Annotated in this window: 20 protein-coding genes; 14 read left to right on the top strand and 6 right to left on the bottom strand. The window is 44.7% G+C overall.

What is annotated here, in order from left to right; genetic code table 11:
* Nucleotides 1-109 precede the first annotated feature (109 nt).
* Genes M4S28_RS13030 through M4S28_RS13020 form a run of 3 tightly spaced genes read left to right on the top strand, consistent with a single transcriptional unit; the run spans nt 110 to nt 2,832 of the window.
* Complete coding sequence (locus M4S28_RS13030; RefSeq protein WP_004734203.1) at nt 110-331, top strand: FeoA family protein; 222 nt, start codon at nt 110-112, stop codon at nt 329-331.
* Nucleotides 332-2,605 (top strand): Fe(2+) transporter permease subunit FeoB, encoded by a 2,274-nt coding sequence (feoB, locus tag M4S28_RS13025; protein ID WP_017079476.1) that lies wholly within the window; start codon nt 332-334, stop codon nt 2,603-2,605.
* Nucleotides 2,602-2,832 carry a FeoC-like transcriptional regulator gene (locus M4S28_RS13020; RefSeq protein ID WP_086049824.1) on the top strand — a complete coding sequence of 77 codons (231 nt, stop codon included), beginning with the start codon at nt 2,602-2,604 and terminating at the stop codon, nt 2,830-2,832. Before feoB ends, M4S28_RS13020 begins: the two co-directional genes overlap by 4 nt.
* Before the next feature lie 136 nt (nt 2,833-2,968).
* Here M4S28_RS13020 and M4S28_RS13015 read toward each other — a convergent pair whose 3' ends face one another.
* Both M4S28_RS13015 and argS read right to left on the bottom strand, forming a co-directional pair.
* The gene (locus M4S28_RS13015) at nt 2,969-3,397 is read right to left on the bottom strand and encodes an HIT family protein (protein WP_004734200.1); all 429 of its coding nucleotides are present in this window, start codon (nt 3,395-3,397) and stop codon (nt 2,969-2,971) included.
* Nucleotides 3,398-3,666: 269 nt separating this feature from the next.
* Nucleotides 3,667-5,400 (bottom strand): arginine--tRNA ligase, encoded by a 1,734-nt coding sequence (argS, locus tag M4S28_RS13010; RefSeq protein WP_249631926.1) that lies wholly within the window; start codon nt 5,398-5,400, stop codon nt 3,667-3,669.
* Nucleotides 5,401-5,750: 350 nt separating this feature from the next.
* Here argS and M4S28_RS13005 point away from each other — a divergent pair, with 350 nt between their 5' ends.
* Nucleotides 5,751-6,347 carry a VOC family protein gene (locus M4S28_RS13005; protein WP_102448543.1) on the top strand — a complete coding sequence of 199 codons (597 nt, stop codon included), beginning with the start codon at nt 5,751-5,753 and terminating at the stop codon, nt 6,345-6,347.
* 309 nt (nt 6,348-6,656) lie between these two features.
* Here the strand turns inward: M4S28_RS13005 and purU are convergent, their stop codons facing one another.
* Nucleotides 6,657-7,490: a formyltetrahydrofolate deformylase gene (gene purU, locus M4S28_RS13000; protein WP_026012229.1), complete on the bottom strand. Its 834-nt coding sequence runs from the start codon at nt 7,488-7,490 to the stop codon at nt 6,657-6,659.
* Between the two features lie 282 nt (nt 7,491-7,772).
* Between purU and M4S28_RS12995 the strand changes: the two genes are divergently transcribed.
* From M4S28_RS12995 to rnd, 8 genes are all read left to right on the top strand, one after another.
* Nucleotides 7,773-7,973 (top strand): hypothetical protein, encoded by a 201-nt coding sequence (locus M4S28_RS12995; protein WP_249631925.1) that lies wholly within the window; start codon nt 7,773-7,775, stop codon nt 7,971-7,973.
* Nucleotides 7,974-8,133: 160 nt separating this feature from the next.
* Nucleotides 8,134-10,062, top strand: a complete 1,929-nt coding sequence (yoaA, locus tag M4S28_RS12990; RefSeq protein WP_017079482.1) for a DNA repair helicase YoaA — start codon at nt 8,134-8,136, stop codon at nt 10,060-10,062.
* A gap of 59 nt (nt 10,063-10,121) precedes the next feature.
* The gene (tsaB, locus tag M4S28_RS12985; RefSeq protein ID WP_004734194.1) at nt 10,122-10,823 is read left to right on the top strand and encodes a tRNA (adenosine(37)-N6)-threonylcarbamoyltransferase complex dimerization subunit type 1 TsaB; all 702 of its coding nucleotides are present in this window, start codon (nt 10,122-10,124) and stop codon (nt 10,821-10,823) included.
* A 91-nt stretch (nt 10,824-10,914) separates the two neighbouring features.
* Nucleotides 10,915-11,220: a hypothetical protein gene (locus M4S28_RS12980; protein ID WP_004734193.1), complete on the top strand. Its 306-nt coding sequence runs from the start codon at nt 10,915-10,917 to the stop codon at nt 11,218-11,220.
* A gap of 39 nt (nt 11,221-11,259) precedes the next feature.
* On the top strand, nt 11,260-11,820 hold the full coding sequence (locus tag M4S28_RS12975) for a Slp family lipoprotein (RefSeq protein WP_004734192.1): 561 nt from the start codon (nt 11,260-11,262) through the stop codon (nt 11,818-11,820).
* A gap of 47 nt (nt 11,821-11,867) precedes the next feature.
* On the top strand, nt 11,868-12,821 hold the full coding sequence (locus M4S28_RS12970; RefSeq protein ID WP_249631924.1) for an alpha/beta hydrolase: 954 nt from the start codon (nt 11,868-11,870) through the stop codon (nt 12,819-12,821).
* A 106-nt stretch (nt 12,822-12,927) separates the two neighbouring features.
* Nucleotides 12,928-14,622, top strand: a complete 1,695-nt coding sequence (gene fadD / locus M4S28_RS12965; RefSeq protein ID WP_004734190.1) for a long-chain-fatty-acid--CoA ligase FadD — start codon at nt 12,928-12,930, stop codon at nt 14,620-14,622.
* Nucleotides 14,623-14,766: 144 nt separating this feature from the next.
* Entirely contained in the window at nt 14,767-15,885 is a 1,119-nt protein-coding gene (gene rnd, locus M4S28_RS12960; protein WP_032500282.1) for a ribonuclease D, read from the top strand.
* Between the two features lie 119 nt (nt 15,886-16,004).
* Here the strand turns inward: rnd and minE are convergent, their stop codons facing one another.
* The 3 genes from minE to minC are packed head-to-tail and all read right to left on the bottom strand — an operon-like array spanning nt 16,005 to nt 17,771.
* The gene (minE, locus tag M4S28_RS12955) at nt 16,005-16,268 is read right to left on the bottom strand and encodes a cell division topological specificity factor MinE (RefSeq protein ID WP_010436847.1); all 264 of its coding nucleotides are present in this window, start codon (nt 16,266-16,268) and stop codon (nt 16,005-16,007) included.
* Nucleotides 16,269-16,274: 6 nt separating this feature from the next.
* Nucleotides 16,275-17,087 carry a septum site-determining protein MinD gene (minD, locus tag M4S28_RS12950; RefSeq protein WP_009848498.1) on the bottom strand — a complete coding sequence of 271 codons (813 nt, stop codon included), beginning with the start codon at nt 17,085-17,087 and terminating at the stop codon, nt 16,275-16,277.
* 21 nt (nt 17,088-17,108) lie between these two features.
* Nucleotides 17,109-17,771, bottom strand: a complete 663-nt coding sequence (gene minC / locus M4S28_RS12945) for a septum site-determining protein MinC (protein WP_017079487.1) — start codon at nt 17,769-17,771, stop codon at nt 17,109-17,111.
* 221 nt (nt 17,772-17,992) lie between these two features.
* On the opposite strand from minC, the gene M4S28_RS12940 reads away from it, so the two are divergent.
* Both M4S28_RS12940 and M4S28_RS12935 read left to right on the top strand, forming a co-directional pair.
* Nucleotides 17,993-18,283 carry a YcgL domain-containing protein gene (locus tag M4S28_RS12940; protein ID WP_017079488.1) on the top strand — a complete coding sequence of 97 codons (291 nt, stop codon included), beginning with the start codon at nt 17,993-17,995 and terminating at the stop codon, nt 18,281-18,283.
* Between the two features lie 30 nt (nt 18,284-18,313).
* Nucleotides 18,314-19,312 (top strand): lytic murein transglycosylase, encoded by a 999-nt coding sequence (locus tag M4S28_RS12935; protein ID WP_017079489.1) that lies wholly within the window; start codon nt 18,314-18,316, stop codon nt 19,310-19,312.
* Nucleotides 19,313-19,361 lie beyond the last annotated feature (49 nt).

Here is a 19,361-nt window from a genome sequence, read left to right as displayed (position 1 = left end):
AGTATGTATTTTCGAAAACATTGATTTCACACAATAGAATTGTGGTCATGTATGTGTATCATGGCGGTAATAACAATCTTTCTCATTATCAGTCACGAATTGGGCATTTATGAAACTCTCACAACTCGAGCAAGGAAAAGCGGCTTCTATTGTTGCACTAACAGGCTTAACACCAGACGTTAGAAAAAAACTTATGGTTATGGGCATGTTGCCAAAAACTGAGGTGACGCTAATCCGTCGTGCGCCGATGGGTGATCCACTTCAAGTGGAGGTGAGAGGTGTTTCTATCGCCATTCGTGAAAGCATTGCAGAACAAATCGAGGTTATCTAAATGGATTATCAAGTTCTTACCGTTGGTAACCCAAATAGTGGTAAAACAACATTATTTAACGCCTTAACTGGTGCTAAGCAGCACGTTGGTAACTGGGTTGGTGTAACCGTAGAAAAGAAGACGGGTTTGTATTCGCATGCTGGTGATCAGTTTCAGCTAACGGATTTACCGGGTATCTACGCACTAGACAGTGGTAATGATGCGAACAGTATCGATGAATCTATCGCGTCTCGTGCTGTGCTAACTCACCCTGCAGATGTGATCATCAATGTTGTAGATGCAAGCTGCTTAGAACGAAGCTTATACATGACATTACAATTACGAGAGTTGGGTCGCCCAATGATCGTTGTATTGAACAAGATGGATGTATTAAAGCGTGAGCGTCAGGTGATTAACCTTAAAGCGCTAGAGAAAGAGCTTGGCTGTCCAGTTTTAAGCTTGTCTGCAAACGACAAAGGCCAAGTTGCACGTTTTAAAGAGCGTCTGCATAAACTGCTTGTTCAAGGTGTGAGTCTTGATCCTATCTCTATTGATTACGATGCCGCGTTAGAAGCTCTTATCCCTTCTGTTGAGTCACAATTTGATGATGCTGATGTATCTCACCGAGCTCTGGCTATTCGTGCTTTAGAAAACGATTACTTAGTATTGAACGGATTGGCTCCTCAAACTCGTACTCAAATCGACAGTGTGCGCCTAGGTGCCGATTTCGATATTGACCTTGCTGTTGCTGACGCTAAATACACTTTCTTACATGACCTTTGTAAACGTGTTCGTCGCAGTGAAGGGAAACTAAGCCGTAACTTTACTGAGAAAGCAGACCAATTCATTTTGAATAAATGGGTCGGTATTCCTTTCTTCTTCGTCATCATGTACCTAATGTTCATGTTCTCTATCAATATCGGTAGTGCGTTTATCGACTTCTTTGATATTGGTGTTGGCGCAATATTAGTTGATGGTGGACACCACTTATTAGATGGCCATTTACCGGTTTGGCTAGTCACCATTCTTGCCGATGGCATCGGCGGTGGTATTCAAACGGTTGCGACCTTTATTCCGGTTATTGCCGCGCTTTACTTGTTCTTAGCGGTATTAGAAAGCTCGGGTTACATGGCTCGTGCTGCATTTGTACTTGATAAAGTGATGCAGAAGATTGGCTTACCGGGCAAAGCGTTTGTTCCGTTAGTACTTGGTTTTGGTTGTAACGTACCTTCAATCATGGCAACCCGTACTCTTGACCAAGAGCGTGAACGTAAACTGGCAGCATCAATGGCGCCCTTTATGTCATGTGGAGCTCGTTTGCCAGTATACGCACTATTCGCAGCTGCGTTTTTCCCTGGTGCCGGACAAAATGTCGTATTCGCTCTGTACATCATGGGTATTGTAGCTTCTGTATTTACGGGCTTATTCCTTAAAAATACTATCTATCCTGGTAGCAGTGATAGCTTGGTTATGGAGATGCCAGATTACGAATTGCCAACCGTGCAAAACGTGATGCTGAAAACTTGGCAGAAGCTGAAGCGTTTCGTGCTTGGCGCAGGTAAAACCATCGTAATGGTTGTGGCTATTCTTAGCTTCCTGAACTCATTAGGTATGGACGGCAGTTTTGGTAACGAAGACAGCGAAAGCTCAGTGCTATCTAAAGCGGCTCAAGTTGTGACTCCAGTGTTCCAACCTATTGGTATTACTGAAGAGAACTGGCCTGCAACGGTTGGTATTATTACGGGTATTTTTGCGAAAGAAGCCGTTGTTGGTACATTAAACAGCTTGTACACCACGCCATCAGATGAAGAAGCGGCTGAATTCGATTTAGCAGCAAGCTTGCAAGAAGCCGTCATGACCATCCCTGAAAACCTAGCTGGTTTGAGCTATTCAGATCCATTAGGCATTGAAGTGGGCGACTTGTCTGACTCAAGCTCTGTGGCTGCAGATCAAGAGGTTGATACTTCGATCTTTGGTAACTTGAAAGACAAGTTTGTATCAGGCCACGCTGCGTTTGCTTACTTGATTCTTATCCTGCTTTACACACCTTGTGTTGCTGCGATGGGCGCTTATGTTCGTGAGTTTGGTCAGACGTTTGCCCGCTTCATAGCGGTATGGACAATGGCTCTTGGTTACTTCGGTGCAACCTTCTACTACCAAGCAGCAAACTTCGCAGCACATCCAGTGAGTAGTGCTGTGTGGATGGTGGCAATTGCTGGTGGCTTTGTGGTGACGTATCGCGTCTTCAAGAAAATCGGCAGTAAGCAAAAAGCGCTAGAGGTGCAAGTAGTATGATTTTAACTGAACTTCATCAATACATTGATAACGAAGGTGTTGCTGCTCGTAGTGAACTTGCGTCTAAGTTTGGAATGAGCGAAGACGGTGTCGATGCGATGCTGAGTGTGTGGGTCAAGAAAGGCAAGATATCTCGCTTGGTTGACACCAACAAGCATGGACATACAACTCGTATTCGTTACACCATCAGCAAACAAGATGGTCTGTCACTGAATGTGATGATGTAGTTCAGAGCTTCATACTCTCGTTGAAAACGACGAGATTAGACAATAAAAAGCCGCTCACCTATTTTAGATGAGCGGCTTTTTGTCATGTGTCTATTCTGAACAGCCTTGCTTTAAAGCGTAATGAGATGAACTCGAATTACGCTTTCTTGAAGATAGAGCTCAGCGATAAAACGTTTTGAATGCGAGTATGGATTGCGGCTTGTTCTTCTTCACTGCGCTGTTCGCCTTTGGTGTTGCCCCATACTGGACCTGGCCACGCGATGTCGTCTTTGAAACGTGCAATATGATGAATGTGCAGTTGTGGCACCATGTTACCCAGCGCGCCTAGGTTTAACTTGTCTGGTTGGAACGTCGCTTCTAATGCTTGGCTTACCGCTTGAGATTCAAGCAAGAACTGCTGTTGTTCTTTCATTGGCAGATGGTGCAACTCTTTTAGGTTGGCACGTTTTGGTACCAAGATAACCCAAGGCACAGCACTGTCTTTGCTTAGCAGTGCCAAGCTTAGTGGAAATTCGCCGATAAGCGTGGTGTCTTTTGCTAACTGTGGGTGAAGTTCAAAGCTCATTATTATTATCCATTTCGATTTCTTGAAGTCATACCAATCACAGTAAGTAAATGATCAGAAATAGCGCAGGAAAAAGGTTTGAGAACAAGGCAGATTCTTTTGATAAGTAGTTACTCTACAATCAAAAATTCTAACGCAGTTATCGAGCGTTTTAACCAGCTAGGATGATTAGTTATTTACTACGATTGGTATCAGTATACGTTAGATAAAACAAAAGGTTGATGCTCTCACATCAACCTTTGTATTTATTCATTGTAACCCGAAGGGAATTACATGCGCTCTAGAGTTTCGATACCTAGAAGCGACAGACCTTGCTTGATAGTCTTAGCTGTCAGTGCAGCAAGCTTCAGGCGGCTCTGTTTAACGGTTTCATCTTCAGCCACAAGGATAGGGCACGCTTCGTAGAAGCTAGAGAATTGACCAGCAAGTTCGAACAAGTAGCTACACATGATGTGCGGTTGACCTTCACGAGCAACAGACTGTACCGCTTCTTCAAATTGCAGAAGTTTCGCGATAAGGGCTTTCTCTTTCTCTTCAGTGATTTTGATTTCACCTTCAAGAGAGTCCATAGAAATGCCTGCTTTAGCAAAGATTGAAGCGACACGAGTGTACGCGTACTGCATGTACGGTGCTGTGTTACCTTCAAATGCCAGCATGTTTTCCCAGTCGAACACGTAATCAGTGGTACGGTGCTTAGAAAGGTCTGCGTATTTAACAGCCGCCATTGCAACTGTGTTCGCGATGGTTTTCTTCTCGTCTTCTGCTAGCTCAGGGTTTTTAGATTCAATCAGCTGAGTTGCACGCACTTCTGCTTCGTCCAGAAGATCAGCAAGACGTACTGTACCGCCTGCACGAGTTTTAAATGGCTTACCATCTTTACCTAGCATCATGCCGAACGCGTGGTGCTCAAGAGAGACAGACTCAGGAACATAACCCGCTTTACGAACGATAGTCCAAGCTTGCATTAGGTGTTGGTGCTGACGAGAGTCAATGAAGTAAAGTACGCGGTCTGCGCCCAATTCTTCAAAACGGTATTTAGCACAGGCAATATCGGTGGTGGTGTATAGGAAGCCACCGTCACGTTTTTGCACGATAACGCCCATCGGGTCGCCATCTTTGTTTTTGTATTCGTCTAGGAATACAACTTGTGCGCCGTCAGACTTTTTTGCTAGACCTTGTGTTTGTAGGTCAGAAACGATGTTTGAAAGCATATGGTTGTACATACTTTCACCCATTACATCATCACGTGTCAGTGATACGTTCAGGCGATCGTAGTTACGTTGGTTTTGAACCATGGTTACGTCAACCAGCTTTTTCCACATTTCAGCGCAGTATTCGTCGCCGCTTTGCAGTTTCACTACGTAGCCACGTGCTTTCACTGCGAATTCTTCGTCTTCGTCGTAAAGCTTTTTAGATTCACGGTAGAACTGCTCAAGATCTGAAAGTTCCATTGAAACTTCGCCAGTTTCAGCTTGGATGCGCTCAAGGTTTGCGATAAGCATACCGAATTGAGTACCCCAGTCACCAATGTGGTTAGCACGGATAACTTTGTGGCCTAAGAACTCTAGTGTACGAACAACAGCATCACCGATGATCGTTGAACGTAGGTGACCAACGTGCATTTCTTTTGCAACGTTTGGTGCTGAGTAGTCAGCAACAATTGTTTGCGCTTCAGCCGCTGTAACACCAAGGCGAGAGTCAGCTAGTGCTGCGTCTGCTTGTTGTGCTAGGAATGCTTCATCTAGGAAGATGTTTAGGAAACCTGGACCTGCGATTTCAACTTTAGAAGCGATACCGTCTAGGTTTAGAACGTCCAATACTTTTTGAGCAAATTCTCGTGGGTTAGTGCCTAGTCGTTTAGCAACACCCATAACGCCGTTTGCTTGGTAGTCACCAAATTGTGGTTTTGCAGATTGGCGAACAGCCGCAGGAGAGCCTGCAGGTGCGCCAGCGGCTTCTAGAGCCTGAGATACTTTGTCATTAATCAGTGCTTGGATATTCACACGCGTTTCCTTCAATTCAAGGATGAATAAGAGTGGCCGTTATTTCGTGGGTATTAAATTTGGTTAATTATGCTTCGAGTTAACGATTTAATGCCGAAATGAACAACAGACTCTGTTTAAGTTCACAAAAATGGCGTTAATCATACCAATTTTGTGGGGTTTCTTATAGGTCGAATTGATAGAAAATTAACATTTCCTGAGGGGTTTTTGACAATCGACTTTGACCAAGCGAGGTTTGTCTATTTAGGAAAGTAATACACCGTACTTTTTGAACGTTTTTTTGTAAAAGCAACGCTTGTTGCTGAAAGTAAAACTGATACCATGCAGCCATTATTTGGAGAACAAAGACAATGACGATGAGCCTGAAGCAAGCCGAACTAGAACCACAACAAATGATTGCGCGCCTTGATACGTTTATGGAGAAAATTGAGAACCTAGGAAATGCACTGGGTTTAGATTTAAGCTTTGCTCAAGCGGATCATATTGCATTAAGAATCAATGAAACTGAGCTTGCTAAATCAGCACATCTGGCTTGGTCTGAATATGGCTCTACAATTTCAGAAGCGATGATCAATGGCCGTCCAATTGTGGTGTTGGCTTTCGATGAGCCATTGCAAAGCCTTGGTTGGAAGATTGAGTGCTTAGAGTTGCCATATCCAGCAGAAGGTAAAATTTATCCAAGCCAAGATTGGGAACATGTCGAGTTTGTGATTCCTTCTCACGCGCAAACGGCCGATGAGTATCTAGCGGATCTTAAAGAAACCTACCCACAGTTTGCCGCTAAGTTTGAAACCTTGGCTGAGCAAGGTATTAAGATCAAGCTCTCTAGCCCGAAAGGCGAGGGTGAGCGTTTGAATAATCCAACGGTAGCTTTTAAACATCAAGGCATTTGTATTAAGCTGCATCCACACTCTTTGAAGAAAATTGTTGAGTCTGAACAAGCTTAATTTGAGCAGAGAATTGCTGGGATAGATTCCTGATCTTTCCGAGGCTCGTCGGAATGACGGGGTGTTTGATGGTGTTTGCCAGAGTCGAGTTTTAGAGGCTGACTGAGCGTTCGAGGGCGTATGTCAGAGTCTACAGTTAGAAGATTCATGGCTGAATTCGTCATTCCCGATAGCGACGAAGGAGCGTAGTTGGGAGTCTCTAAAAGCTAGTCTAATAACCAGATACAAAAAACGCGCAATGGGTTAACCCTGTTGCGCGTTTTTTATTGGGTTCTAACTGAAAGTATTACTGTAAATCGAATCCCCGACTTACAGAATTACAGTCTTGTTGCCGTAAACAAACACATGATCATTGATCACTTTGTTTAAAGCCTTACTCAACACGTTCTTCTCTACGTCACGACCCGCTTGAGCCATGTCTTTCGCGCTGAAGTTGTGATCCACTGGGATCACGTCTTGCTTGATGATTGGGCCTTCATCGAGATCGTTTGTCACGAAGTGCGCGGTTGCGCCAATGATTTTTACGCCGCGCTCATATGCTTGTTGGTATGGTTTAGCACCAATGAATGCTGGCAAGAAGCTGTGGTGAATGTTGATAATTTTGTGGTTGTACTTCTCAACAAACCCCGGAGTCAGCACTCGCATGTATTTAGCAAGAACCAGATAGTCCGCCTCATACTGGTCAATCACTTCAAGCATCTTCTTCTCATGTTCTTCACGGTTTAATCCTTCGTGAGAAACATGATGGTAAGGAATATCAAAACGCTCGGTTAAGCTTTGTAGGGTATCGTAGTTGCCAACAACAGCGGCAATTTCTACATCCAGACTGCCATCGAAGTTCTTCATCAGAATATCGCCAAGGCAATGCGCTTCTTTAGTCACGAGTATCACGACACGCTTACGAGATGAATCAACAAGCTTACGTTTTGTCTTTTCTGGCAGCGCTTGGTCTAAATCGGCAAGCAAGGTTTCGTCATTGAAGTAACCCTCTAGCTCGGTACGCATAAAGAAGTGGCCACTAGTGTTATCGACGAACTCATTGTTGTGAATAATATTGAGTTGGTGCTTATAACAAATGTTGGTGATCTTTGAGATGAGGCCTGGGGCGTCAGTACAATGTGTTAATAAAGTTTTTCTTTCCATTTGCATCTTACTTCCATGAATGTTGCACTTATTATATGAAATCGGGATTCTTCAAAATTTAATGCAGGCCGTCGAACGGTGAACTGAGCCGCAATATCACCGTTATAATTAATCTATTATCAATTTGGTTTCAACAAAATCTACCGTTCATTTAGGGGATTAATAAATTGAGAGGCTTAATAAATTCAGGTAGAGGTTAGATTTCTGACGGTTTTAACCGACATTCTCGGTCAAGTTCCACTAGAGCGAGCCAACATTTCAGCCATGCATAGGTGATCATTTATGGATAAAGAGTTACTAGTGAAAAAGTTGTATTGTAAGCGTGTAAATTCATTAGTTGGTGATATTCAGGTGGACGACAACGTTCTTGATGAAATGTGGGAAAGCAAAGCTTCTCCGACTGATGCTGCTAAAGCTATGCAACCAAGTGATTCCGGTTTTTCTGGGGCGTCTTGGTTATCTCGTTACTTGAATCGCAAGTAGTTAAACAACCCCTTCATTTGTTTTGGGCTAGGTTGGTTAACAAGACTTAGCCTGCTATGTTCTATTCGATAGACACCTCCGGTGTGCAGTCATTTCTGATTCGCACCGGCTCACTAAACCTGCCATAATTCGCCTTCTATTTTTCTAAACCACGTACTCTATGATATCTAAAACGTTTTCTGCTGATGGTGCTCTGGGTAAAGCGATCCCTGGGTTTCAACCACGACAAGCTCAGTTGGACATGGCTGAGGCGGTCTCACAGGCCATTGAGCAACAAAGCCAATTGGTTGTTGAGGCAGGGACGGGTACCGGTAAGACGTTTGCTTACCTCGTGCCAGCGCTGCTAAGTGGCAAGAAAACTATTATCAGTACGGGGTCTAAAAACCTTCAAGAGCAGTTGTTTCATCGTGATTTACCGCTAATGGTTGATGCGCTTGGCTTTTATGGTCAGGTTGCTCTGCTGAAAGGCCGTTCAAACTATTTGTGTTTAGACCGCTTGAGTCGCCAGATGATCGAAAGTCATGGCACTCATACCGATCCAACATTGTTAGCGCAGTTGGTGAAAGTGCGCAGCTGGTCGTCAGCGACTCAAACTGGTGACTTAGGTGATTGCGATGATATTGCTGAAGATAGCCCAGTTATTCCAACCATTACCTCGACTAACGACAACTGCTTAGGCAAAGAATGCCCAAGCTACACTGATTGCTTTGTGCTTAAGGCGCGTAAAAAAGCGATGGATTCTGATGTTGTTGTAGTGAACCACCACTTGTTCCTCGCGGATTTAGCGATCAAAGAAACCGGGTTTGGTGAGCTGATACCTGAAGCCGATGTGTTTATCTTCGATGAAGCGCATCAACTTCCAGATATCGCCAGCCAGTATTTCGGACAATCAGTATCAAGCCGACAGATCCAAGAGCTAGCCAAAGACATTGAAATCGCTTACCGCACTGAAGCCAAAGACATGCGTCAGTTGCAAAAGGTTGGCGAGAGGCTAATTCAATCCGCTGCTGACCTACGTATTGTGCTCGGCGACACCGGATTTCGCGGTAACTGGCGTGAGGCGTTGAAGTCAGAGTCGATTGCGAGAGAGCTCGTGCGTTTACAAGATGCGTTGCAGCTTGCAGTCGATGTATTGAAATTAGCATTGGGTCGAAGCCAGTTATTAGACACGGCTTTTGAGCGTGCAACCATGATTAAGTCGCGTATCGAACGTGTGTGTGATGTGTCGATTACCGGTTATTCCTATTGGTATGACACTACACCGCGCCACTTTGCTTTGCACATCACACCGCTTTCCGTCGCCGATAAATTCCACGAACAAATCGAGCTTAAACCGGGTGCTTGGGTGTTTACTTCAGCAACGCTAGCGGTGTCGGATGATTTCGACCATTTCACCTCTCGACTCGGGTTAAAACCGTCAGCACAGTTTTCACTGCCAAGCCCGTTTGACTATCCAAATCAGGCGCGTTTGTGTGTGCCTCGCTATCTTCCCGAACCAAATAGCCCAGGCTTAGCGGATAAGCTAGTAAGAATGTTGACCCCTGTGATTGAGCAAAACCAAGGTCGCTGTTTCTTCTTGTGCACCTCACACAGCATGATGAAAGAGTTGGGGGAGCGATTCCGTGAAACGCTCTCGGTTCCAGTTCTGCTACAAGGTGAGACAAGTAAGCAAAAAACCTTAGCCGAATTCATGGAATTAGGTAACGCATTGCTGGTGGCCACTGGCGCCTTCTGGGAAGGTATAGATGTTAGGGGCGACGCATTAAGCTGTGTTATCATCGATAAATTGCCCTTTACCGCCCCAGACGACCCGTTACTTAAGGCTCGAATCGAGGACTGTAAGCTAAAAGGGGGTGATCCTTTTGCACAAGTACAGTTACCAGACGCAGTGATTACCTTGAAACAAGGTGTTGGCCGATTAATACGTGATAAACGTGATAATGGCGCTTTAATTATTTGCGATAACCGCTTGGTGACCCGCGATTACGGTGGTGTGTTTTTGGCGAGTTTACCGCCTATCCCACGTACCCGTGACTTAGGGATCATTAAAGAATTCTTAGCTAAAGACCATTCAACCGCTGCTGAGTAATTGGCATTGTTGAGCTTAGCCATTATTTTTAGATTAGATAACGAATATTTGAGACACGAATGAGCGCGAAAATTCTTGCAGTAGATACCGCAACTGAAAACTGTTCAGTTGCACTAGTAATGGGTGACCAGGTGTTCGCACGTAGCGAAGAGGCTCCTCGAGACCATACGAAAAAAATTCTACCTATGGTTGATGAAGTACTGAAAGAAGCGAATGTCGCTTTAACCGATATTGACGCAATCGCGTTTGGCCAAGGCCCAGGCAGTTTCACGGGTGTGCGTATTGGTATCGGTATTGCTCAAGGCTTGGCTTTTGGTGCTGATTTACCGATGATCGGTGTGTCTACACTGGCAGCGATGGCGCAAGGCAGCTACCGTAAATTTGGTGAAACTCACGTAGCTACAGCGATTGATGCTCGCATGAGTGAAGTGTACTGGGCTCGTTACAGCCGTGAAGATGATGGTCGTTGGACTGCGGTTGATGCTGAATGTGTCACGCCTCCAAGCGAATTAGCTGCGCAGCTTGAAGCGGATTCTGAGACATGGGCAAAAGTCGGCACCGGTTGGGAAGCGTATGCAGAGCACATGGACACACTAGCGATTAACACCAAAGCGTGTGAAGTCCTGTTTCCAGAAGCTCAAGACATGGCGTTCCTTGCTCAATTTGCTTACGCAGAAGGTAAAGCGGTTGCAGCAGAAGAGTCTGAGCCTGTTTATCTTCGAGATAAAGTGACGTGGAAAAAACTGCCAGGTCGAGAGTAAATACGTATTATTTTGGCTTTGCATTCACTTTGCAGAGCCAAAATAAAGACAGATACACAATCATTAACATCAGGTAATAAACTCTTTAAGCATGGTTTCACTAAACGGCTTACCTCCTTCTTCGATAGGCAATACATCCAAAACCAATCGAACCAACAAAAAGAACGAGGTAAAAAAAGGCGATGCAAAAACCTCAGTTGGTCAGCCAACTAAGGTCGCGAATGCTGTATCGCATTCCATTCGCCAAGTCAAAGAATCTGAGATTCACAAAGCTCAGGTTCAATATGATCTTCCAGAAGGGCGTGGACGCCGTGCGATGGAGGAGTATATGGATGTGATGAATCAAGCTAAAAAAGAGGAACTTGCGAAGCTTATTGGGGTCGATATTTATATCTAGCTTTGTGCTTTTATTTATCCTGTTCTAAGGACCAGCATTATGTTTTCTCTCATTTCTAAATCTCGCTTATTTTTCCTTGTCGCCTTCTCTTCGATGGTGATGGGCTGCTCCTCTTTACCTGAAGAACTTAATGCAAATTCTGAACAGGTGGTAACTGACTACCAAGAGTGGGTAAACACAGTGCCAGACGCTGGTGATGTTCGTTTAGGTGGTGTGATAGCTAAAGTCACTAACTTACAAGATAAGACTCGTGTTGAAGTGGTTAACTTACCTATCTCAAGTAACGGTAAGCCAGATATTGATGCCGAGCCAAAAGGGCGTTTTGTTGGTTACATTGATGGCTATGTAGAACCTTTGAGCTTTGCTGAAGGCCGTTTAATCACCTTGGTTGGAACATCAAGTGGTACTGAAGATGGCACCGTTGGTGATTACCCTTATACCTTCCCAGTAATGAATGTCTACAACCAACGTTTATGGCAGATCACCGAGCGAGTGGTCATCAACGATTTTGCGCCAACCTATTACTCTTGCCGCAGTTTGCATTGTCGCAGCTTTCAAACCATGCCTAAGTCAGGCCGTGTGATTCAAGATGTGGAATAGTTGAACCTGAAATCGACACACTAAACGATAGGGACACCATACAATCAATGATTGAAAAGTCATATTCCCTTGCGAGCGGGACGCTTGCAACACAACAGATTGGCAACCCGAAAACGACCGCAACGACGGTCGTTTTTATTCATGGTTGGCTAGATAATTCTGCAAGTTTCACTCAGGTTATGCCGCAAATAGCCAAGCTTTCTCCGGATACTCACCTCGTTGCTATTGATCTCTTCGGACACGGTTTCTCGTCGCATAAACCGGGGAGTTATTACCCATTTCACGACTATATTGATGATTTGCATCAGTTGGTGACTAAATTATCGCCAAACAGACTGGTACTGGTAGGACATTCACTTGGTGCATTGATCGCAAGTTGCTATAGTGCCGCCTTTCCTGAAAAGGTGTCAGGATTAATCCAAATTGAAGGTCACGGACCTCTTTCAGAAGCTCCCCACGAAACAGTCTCTCGTTTGAGAGATGGGGTACTCAGTCGTCTTCGACAGCGAAGAAAGCCTTCACGTCCTCTGGCAAGTCTTGAGGATGCTATTAAGCTGAGAGCTCACGCCAATCAAATCAAAGCAGAACTCATTGCTCCTATTGTTGAACGAGGAATCGTTGAGCTAAGTAATGTTGATCGAACTGTTGCTAAAGCTGTTTTTGAGGAAGCGACAGTAGATCAAGCTGCTTTTGATCAAGCAACTGTAGCTCAAGGTAGTGCCGAGTTTGATAGCTCTTGGCAATGGCGATGCGACCCTAACCTAAAATGTGACTCGTTATATCGAATGTCACAAGCGCATGCTGAAGCGATCATGGCGGCTATTGAATGCCCTCAATTAATAGTTTTAGGAAATGATGGATTCCGACATTTGCAGCATAATCGCTACAAATCAGCCCATAGTTCTCTGAATATAGAGACTGTTCCTGGCGGACATCATTGCCATTTAGAGAGCCCAGAGCTAGTTTCAGAGCTAATTCTTGGTGTAGTTAACAAAATTTAAACAAGTGTTTGAGCCTTTTAGTGCTCATGCACTAAAGCTGTGCTGTAATACCGCAATGATAAAAAGCGGCGAAGCAGTCGTCAGCTGATAAACGAGGAGTAACATAGTGGACAAACCTTGGCTTTCACGTTATCCAAGTGACGTACCAGAGACGATCAACCCAGATCAGTACCCATCTCTTATTGAAATGTTCGAACAGTCAGTACAGAAGTACGCAGACCAACCAGCATTCGAGAACATGGGGTCTATCATGACATTCCGTAAGCTTGAAGAGCGCAGTCGTGCTTTTGCTGCTTACCTGCAGAATGATCTAAAACTGAAGAAAGGCGATCGTGTCGCGCTGATGATGCCAAACCTGCTGCAATACCCAATTGCACTCTTTGGTGTACTGCGTGCAGGTATGATTGCAGTGAACGTCAACCCACTGTACACGCCTCGTGAACTTGAACATCAATTGAATGACTCTGGCGCAAAGGCGATTGTTATCGTTTCTAACTTTGCGAGCACGCTAGAAAAAGTCGTTGATAAAACACCGGTTAAACACGTTGTACTAACCAGCCTTGGGCAAATGCTGCCAAGAGCAAAAGGTACGATTGTCGACTTCGTAGTGAAATACGTAAAAGGCATGGTGCCTAAGTACGATCTGCCGGGTGCTATCTCATTTCGAAAAGCACTGCATAAAGGCCGTCGCCTACAGTATGTGAAGCCATTTATGGCTGGCGATGACATCGCATTCCTACAGTACACGGGTGGCACAACGGGCGTAGCGAAAGGCGCAATCCTAACGCACCGCAATATGATTGCGAACGTACTGCAAGCGAAAGGGGCATATAGCCCTGTTCTGCAAGAAGGCCGTGAATTGGTGGTAACGGCATTGCCGCTTTACCATGTATTTGCTCTTACCGTGAACTGCTTATTGTTTGTTGAGATGGGTGGCCGTAACCTTCTGATTACTAACCCTCGTGACATTCCTGGCTTTATTAAAGAGCTGCAAAAGGTTCCGTTTACCGCGATTACTGGCGTAAACACCTTGTTCAATGCTCTAGTCAATAACGAAGATTTCCACGAGTTGGATTTCAGTAATATGCGTTTATCTGTTGGCGGTGGTATGGCGGTTCAACGCGCTGTTGCTGAGCAATGGAAGAAAGCGACAGGTGTCCACCTACTGGAAGGCTATGGTTTAACCGAGTGTGCTCCTTTGGTCACGGGTAACCCATATGATCTGAAAGATTACACAGGTGCAATCGGCCTACCAGTACCATCGACAGAAGTTCGTATTGTTGATGATGAAGGTAAAGTGGTTGGCAATGACCAAGTGGGTGAATTGCAGGTTCGTGGTCCTCAAGTGATGCAAGGCTACTGGCAACGTCCAGAAGCGACCAAAGAAGTGATCGACCAAGACGGTTGGTTATCGACTGGTGATATCGTTAAGTTTGATGACGAAGGCTTGTTGTACATCGTAGACCGTAAGAAAGACATGATTCTAGTGTCGGGCTTCAACGTTTACCCGAACGAGATTGAAGACGTAGTGGCTCTGCATGGCAAAGTGTTAGAAGTTGCGGCTATCGGCCAACCTCATGAGGTGTCTGGTGAGCTGGTTAAGATTTACGTTGTAAAACGTGATCCTAGCCTAACCAAAGAAGACATTATCGCGCACTGTCGTGAACACCTAACTGGCTACAAGATCCCTAAATTGATTGAGTTCCGTGAAGAACTACCAAAAACCAATGTAGGCAAAATCTTGCGCCGAGTGCTTCGTGAAGAAAACGACGCAGAGCTTGCTAAACGCGCAAGCGAGTAACGAGCTCATTTACGAGAAGATGATGCACCATAAGCCATAGCAGCGCTTAATCTAAGCGAGCGCTGAAAAATGGTGTTAGAATGCCGACAGTTAATGTCGGCATTTTTGTATCCGGCGATCAAAGTAAAATCAGTGAGAGTTTTTGTGGATTATCAAATCATTACCCAAGTAAAAGACCTTGAGCGAGTTTGCCAACAAGCACGTGAAGCCGATGTTGTTATGCTTGATACAGAGTTCGTTCGTACAAGAACCTATTACCCTCAATTAGGCTTAATTCAGTTATTTGATGGTGAAACGCTGTCACTGATTGATCCTATTGCTCTTGATGAAATGACCCCGTTTGTTGGGCTGTTGAAAGACACGTCAGTACTGAAAGTGTTGCACGCGTGTGGCGAAGATCTAGAAGTATTCCAGAATGCATTTGGCTGTACGCCAACACCAATGGTTGATACGCAGATCATGGCAGCCTTCTTAGGTCATGGTCTTTCAACTGGCTTTGCGGCTCTAGTTTCTGAGTTTGTAGGTGTTGACCTAGATAAGAGTGAATCTCGCACCGACTGGCTAGCGCGTCCGCTTTCTCAAAAGCAACTCGACTATGCAGCGGCAGACGTTCACTACTTGATGCCAATGTACAACAAGCTTCTCGAAAAAGTGATGGAAGCTGGCTGGTGGGAAGCGGCGCAACAAGAGTCTGATTTACAAGTGGCTAAGCGCATCCGTAAAGCAAATCCAGACAACGCTTACCTTGATATTAAAGGCGCGTGGCAGCTAAAACCTCAACAGCTAGCTATTTTAAGACCGCTAGCAACTTGGCGTTTAAAAGAAGCGATTAAGCGTGATTTAGCGTTGAACTTTGTCTTTAAAGAACAAGACTTATGGGCAGTAGCGCGTTTCGCGATGAAAGATCCTAAACATATGGAGCAAGAAGGTTTTGATTACCGCTCTGTACGTCGCCATGGTGCGAAGATCAGCTCAATCGTGAAATTGGCTGAGCATACGCCAGAAGAAGAGTACCCAGCGCCAGTAGAACGTCTAATGGACTACCCAGGTTACAAGCAACTCTTCAAAGTGTTGAAAGACGAAGTGAAAACAGCATCACAGCACAGTGGCTTAGCGACTGAGTTTTTGGCATCGAAGAAGCAACTTAACCAAGTGTTAAGCTGGATTTGGAAGTACGATCGTAACCCAGAGAAGCTGCCTGATGTAATGCAAGGTTGGCGCTTAGACGTGGTTGGCGAGAAGTTAAACAAAGCAATCAAGTAACTGTATATCTATATCTGCAGTAAGCAACGAATGCTTTAGAGATAAAAGTTTCAGACACAAAAAAGAGAGCCTAGGCTCTCTTTTTTATTGAATATTGATAAGCACAGCTCAGGCTCTAGTTATCGATCTTCTTCTGGAAGCTTAACGTTCAGCTCTAATACGGAGATGTCGTCATCTTTGTGTTCGAAAGTCAGATCAACCATTGATGGATCGACTTCCACATACTTCGCAATACACTTCAAGATGTCTTCTTTCAGTTGCGGTAAGTATGATGGTGCAGGGTCGTCATGGCTGCGTCGCTCAGCAACAATGATCTGCAAACGCTCTTTGGCTAGGTTTGCGGTTGTCTTTTTCTGTGGTCTAAAAAACTCTAATAATGACATTGCGTATTAGCCCCCGAACAGTCTTTTGAAGATGCCTTTCTTCTGTTCCGTTAAGAAACGGAAGTCCACTTGGCTACCCAGTAGTCGCTCTACAGTATCATTGTAAGCCATACCTGCGTCGGTTGCTTCGTCAAAGATAACTGGCACACCCTTGTTCGATGCGTTCAGTACTGCCTGGCTCTCTGGAATCACGCCCAGTAGAGAGATGTGCAGGATTTCTTCAACATCTTCCACACTGAGCATCTCACCTTGAGTTACGCGTGCTGGATTGTAGCGAGTCAGTAGAAGGTGTGTTTTCACTGGCTCTAAGCCGTCTTCTGAACGACGAGATTTAGAGTCAAGAATACCTAGAATACGGTCTGAGTCGCGTACAGAAGAGACTTCAGGGTTAGTCGTCACAATCGCTTCATCAGCGAAATACAACGCCATCAGAGCGCCTTGCTCGATACCCGCAGGAGAATCACAGATGATGAAATCAAAGCCCATTTCATCCAATTCATCAAACACACGACGAACGCCATCTTTTGTTAGTGCGTCTTTATCACGAGTTTGAGAAGCAGGAAGAATGAACAGGTTCTCTGTACGCTTGTCTTTGATCATCGCTTGGTTCAGCGTCGCTTCACCATTGATAACATTAACGAAGTCGTACACAACACGACGCTCACAACCCATGATTAAATCTAGGTTACGCAGACCAATATCAAAGTCGATGACTGCGGTTTTCTTCCCTTTTAAAGCCAGACCCGAGGCAATAGCTGCACTGGAGGTCGTTTTGCCTACCCCGCCTTTACCCGACGTTACAACGATAATGCGTGCCATTCTGTTTTCCTTTTATTTCTCTTATATTGCGAGGACATCAACGTGTAATACATCGTTTGCCATACTGAACATGGTTTTCTTCTGCCAGTACTCGCTTTCAATTTGATCGCTGAGCCAGTAATTTCCTGCAATGGAAACCAGCTCGGCTTGTAAATCATTACAAATTATTTTTGCTTCAGTTTGACCACTTGCACCAGCAATTGCACGACCGCGTAGCGTGCCATGAATATGGATGCTGCCATCGGCAATCACTTCTGCGCCCGCGCTTACGTGGCTAAGAATCAGCAAATCACCGTCTTTGGCATACACTTGCTGACCAGAACGTATCGGGGTTCTCACCACCTTTATCGGGGCCATCTTCGCCGGAGCTTGAGAAGGAGATTTACTTGCTGTCATCACGGCAAAACCTGCATCTCTGGCTAGGTTTTGCATCCGTTTATCTGAACAGCCAGCCACACCAACCGGGATCATGCCCGCTTGAGATATACCACTTTTCAGTTGCACGAAATCTATATCGCCCGCGACTTTGCTAATGTTGATAACAACCGGCGCAGCTGCGAAAAAAGTGGGTGCCTGGTCTACCTTCTCTTGAAGAAAAGACACTGCATTTTCGACTTGATCATCGGATAAGTGCAAAACAGATAGCGTGAAACTGCTACCTTTTAGATCTGGGTTACTAGACATCGAAAAACTACAGGACCTCAATAGCGGATTGGTACAATTTCTTTATCAATAAAATAAAGGGCATTGCCTGAAACTAGGTTTATCATGTTATATTCCCAAACCAAGCACAGCAAGTAATCTTGTTGTCAAATGAACGTTTTGTTCCCAATATTTCCCTAACATAAACTATTGATCTCGCAAGTGAGAGTTTTGTAGTCATAAACATTTAAAAAAGGTTTGTCATGCTGTGTTCTATATATAAAAGTTCAAAGAAAGAAGGAACATACCTTTATATCCCTAAGAAGGATGATTTTTCACAAGTTCCTGACGCATTGATGCAAATGTTTGGTAAACCTAGTTTTGTAATGGTAATTAAAATGGACGGTCGTAAACTGGCTCAAGTGAACATCGATAAAGTGAGAGAATCACTGAACACCGATGGTTTCTTTTTGCAGGTTCCGCCACCACCAGTTAACGAGCTTGAGCTTCATAAAGAGCGTAAAGCTCAAAATAAAGGTCAAGACGAAGAGTGATAGCCACCTCAATTCAAGGAGGAGTGATCGTTGAGTAAATTTTCGAAAACCATATTGGCTGTGTCGGCATTACTATTGGGTAATAGCCTGACCATTGGCTCAGTTCAAGCTGAAGAGCTTAGCTTTGAGCAATATGTTGAAAAACTAAAGCAACAAGGTCGTGAAGAAGGTATTTCGGAAGCGATCATTGATGAAGCTTTTGATGGTGTGACGTTTAAGCCAAGAGCGGTAAAAGCTGACAAAAACCAACCTGAAAAGAAACTGACTCTGGATGAATACATTCCACGTGCGGTTCCTGACTGGAAAGTGAAGCAGGCGAGATCACTCTATAAGAAACACTACACAGCGTTAAAGCGTATTGGTGATGAATATGGTGTTCAACCAAGATTCATTGTCGCTCTGTGGGGTGTAGAGAGTAATTTTGGTAAGTTCACGGGGAATTACAGTGTTATCGATGCTCTAACAACCATGGCTTATGAAGGTCGCAGAGAAGCCTTTTTCCGTAGCGAAGCGATGGCGGCATTGAAGATACTTGATCAAGGCCATATTGCACCAAAAGAGATGAAAGGCTCTTGGGCTGGCGCGATGGGGCAACCTCAGTTTATGCCAAGCTCATTCTTAGCTTACGCCGCTGATGGCAGTGGTGATGGCAAGAAAGATATTTGGGGTACCGAAGAAGACGTGTTTGCTTCGGCGGCTAATTATCTCAGCCAATCGGGTTGGGATGACAAATATACTTGGGGGCGTCAGGTTCACGTTCCATCAACCGTGTCTATTGAGATGCAAGGTCGAGACGAAGACAAAGCGAAATACCTAAAAGAGTGGTCTGAACTCGGTATTAAGCGTTATGACGATCGCCCACTGCCTACACTTGATGAAGACATCAAAGCTTGGTTGATAATGCCGGACGATGAAACGGGTCGTTCGTACCTCATTTACAACAACTACAATGTGTTAATGAAGTGGAATCGTTCTTACTACTTTGCTTTGGCTGTCAGCCACCTAGCCGATAGAATTAAGTTTGATTAATCGACCTAATTTGATTAATAGACTCAATCTGATTAATAGAACTAGGTCG

Source organism: Vibrio sp. J383 (genome assembly GCF_023503985.1).
Lineage (GTDB): Bacteria > Pseudomonadota > Gammaproteobacteria > Enterobacterales > Vibrionaceae > Vibrio > Vibrio splendidus.
Note: the sequence above shows the minus strand (reverse complement) of the source record. Positions and strands in the feature narration are given on the sequence as shown.

Excerpts from the sequence above, each read along its gene's own strand:
- purU (WP_026012229.1), bottom strand. The coding sequence starts at position 7,490 with ATGGAAAGAAAAACTTTATTAACACATTGTACTGACGCCCCAGGCCTC.
- M4S28_RS12995 (WP_249631925.1), top strand. The coding sequence starts at position 7,773 with ATGGATAAAGAGTTACTAGTGAAAAAGTTGTATTGTAAGCGTGTAAAT.
- M4S28_RS13015 (WP_004734200.1), bottom strand. The coding sequence starts at position 3,397 with ATGAGCTTTGAACTTCACCCACAGTTAGCAAAAGACACCACGCTTATC.
- tsaB (WP_004734194.1), top strand. The coding sequence starts at position 10,122 with ATGAGCGCGAAAATTCTTGCAGTAGATACCGCAACTGAAAACTGTTCA.
- M4S28_RS12980 (WP_004734193.1), top strand. The coding sequence starts at position 10,915 with ATGGTTTCACTAAACGGCTTACCTCCTTCTTCGATAGGCAATACATCC.
- M4S28_RS13020 (WP_086049824.1), top strand. The coding sequence starts at position 2,602 with ATGATTTTAACTGAACTTCATCAATACATTGATAACGAAGGTGTTGCT.
- M4S28_RS12970 (WP_249631924.1), top strand. The coding sequence starts at position 11,868 with ATGATTGAAAAGTCATATTCCCTTGCGAGCGGGACGCTTGCAACACAA.
- M4S28_RS13030 (WP_004734203.1), top strand. The coding sequence starts at position 110 with ATGAAACTCTCACAACTCGAGCAAGGAAAAGCGGCTTCTATTGTTGCA.
- yoaA (WP_017079482.1), top strand. The coding sequence starts at position 8,134 with ATGATATCTAAAACGTTTTCTGCTGATGGTGCTCTGGGTAAAGCGATC.
- minC (WP_017079487.1), bottom strand. The coding sequence starts at position 17,771 with ATGTCTAGTAACCCAGATCTAAAAGGTAGCAGTTTCACGCTATCTGTT.
- M4S28_RS13005 (WP_102448543.1), top strand. The coding sequence starts at position 5,751 with ATGACGATGAGCCTGAAGCAAGCCGAACTAGAACCACAACAAATGATT.
- M4S28_RS12940 (WP_017079488.1), top strand. The coding sequence starts at position 17,993 with ATGCTGTGTTCTATATATAAAAGTTCAAAGAAAGAAGGAACATACCTT.
- M4S28_RS12975 (WP_004734192.1), top strand. The coding sequence starts at position 11,260 with ATGTTTTCTCTCATTTCTAAATCTCGCTTATTTTTCCTTGTCGCCTTC.
- minD (WP_009848498.1), bottom strand. The coding sequence starts at position 17,087 with ATGGCACGCATTATCGTTGTAACGTCGGGTAAAGGCGGGGTAGGCAAA.
- feoB (WP_017079476.1), top strand. The coding sequence starts at position 332 with ATGGATTATCAAGTTCTTACCGTTGGTAACCCAAATAGTGGTAAAACA.
- minE (WP_010436847.1), bottom strand. The coding sequence starts at position 16,268 with ATGTCATTATTAGAGTTTTTTAGACCACAGAAAAAGACAACCGCAAAC.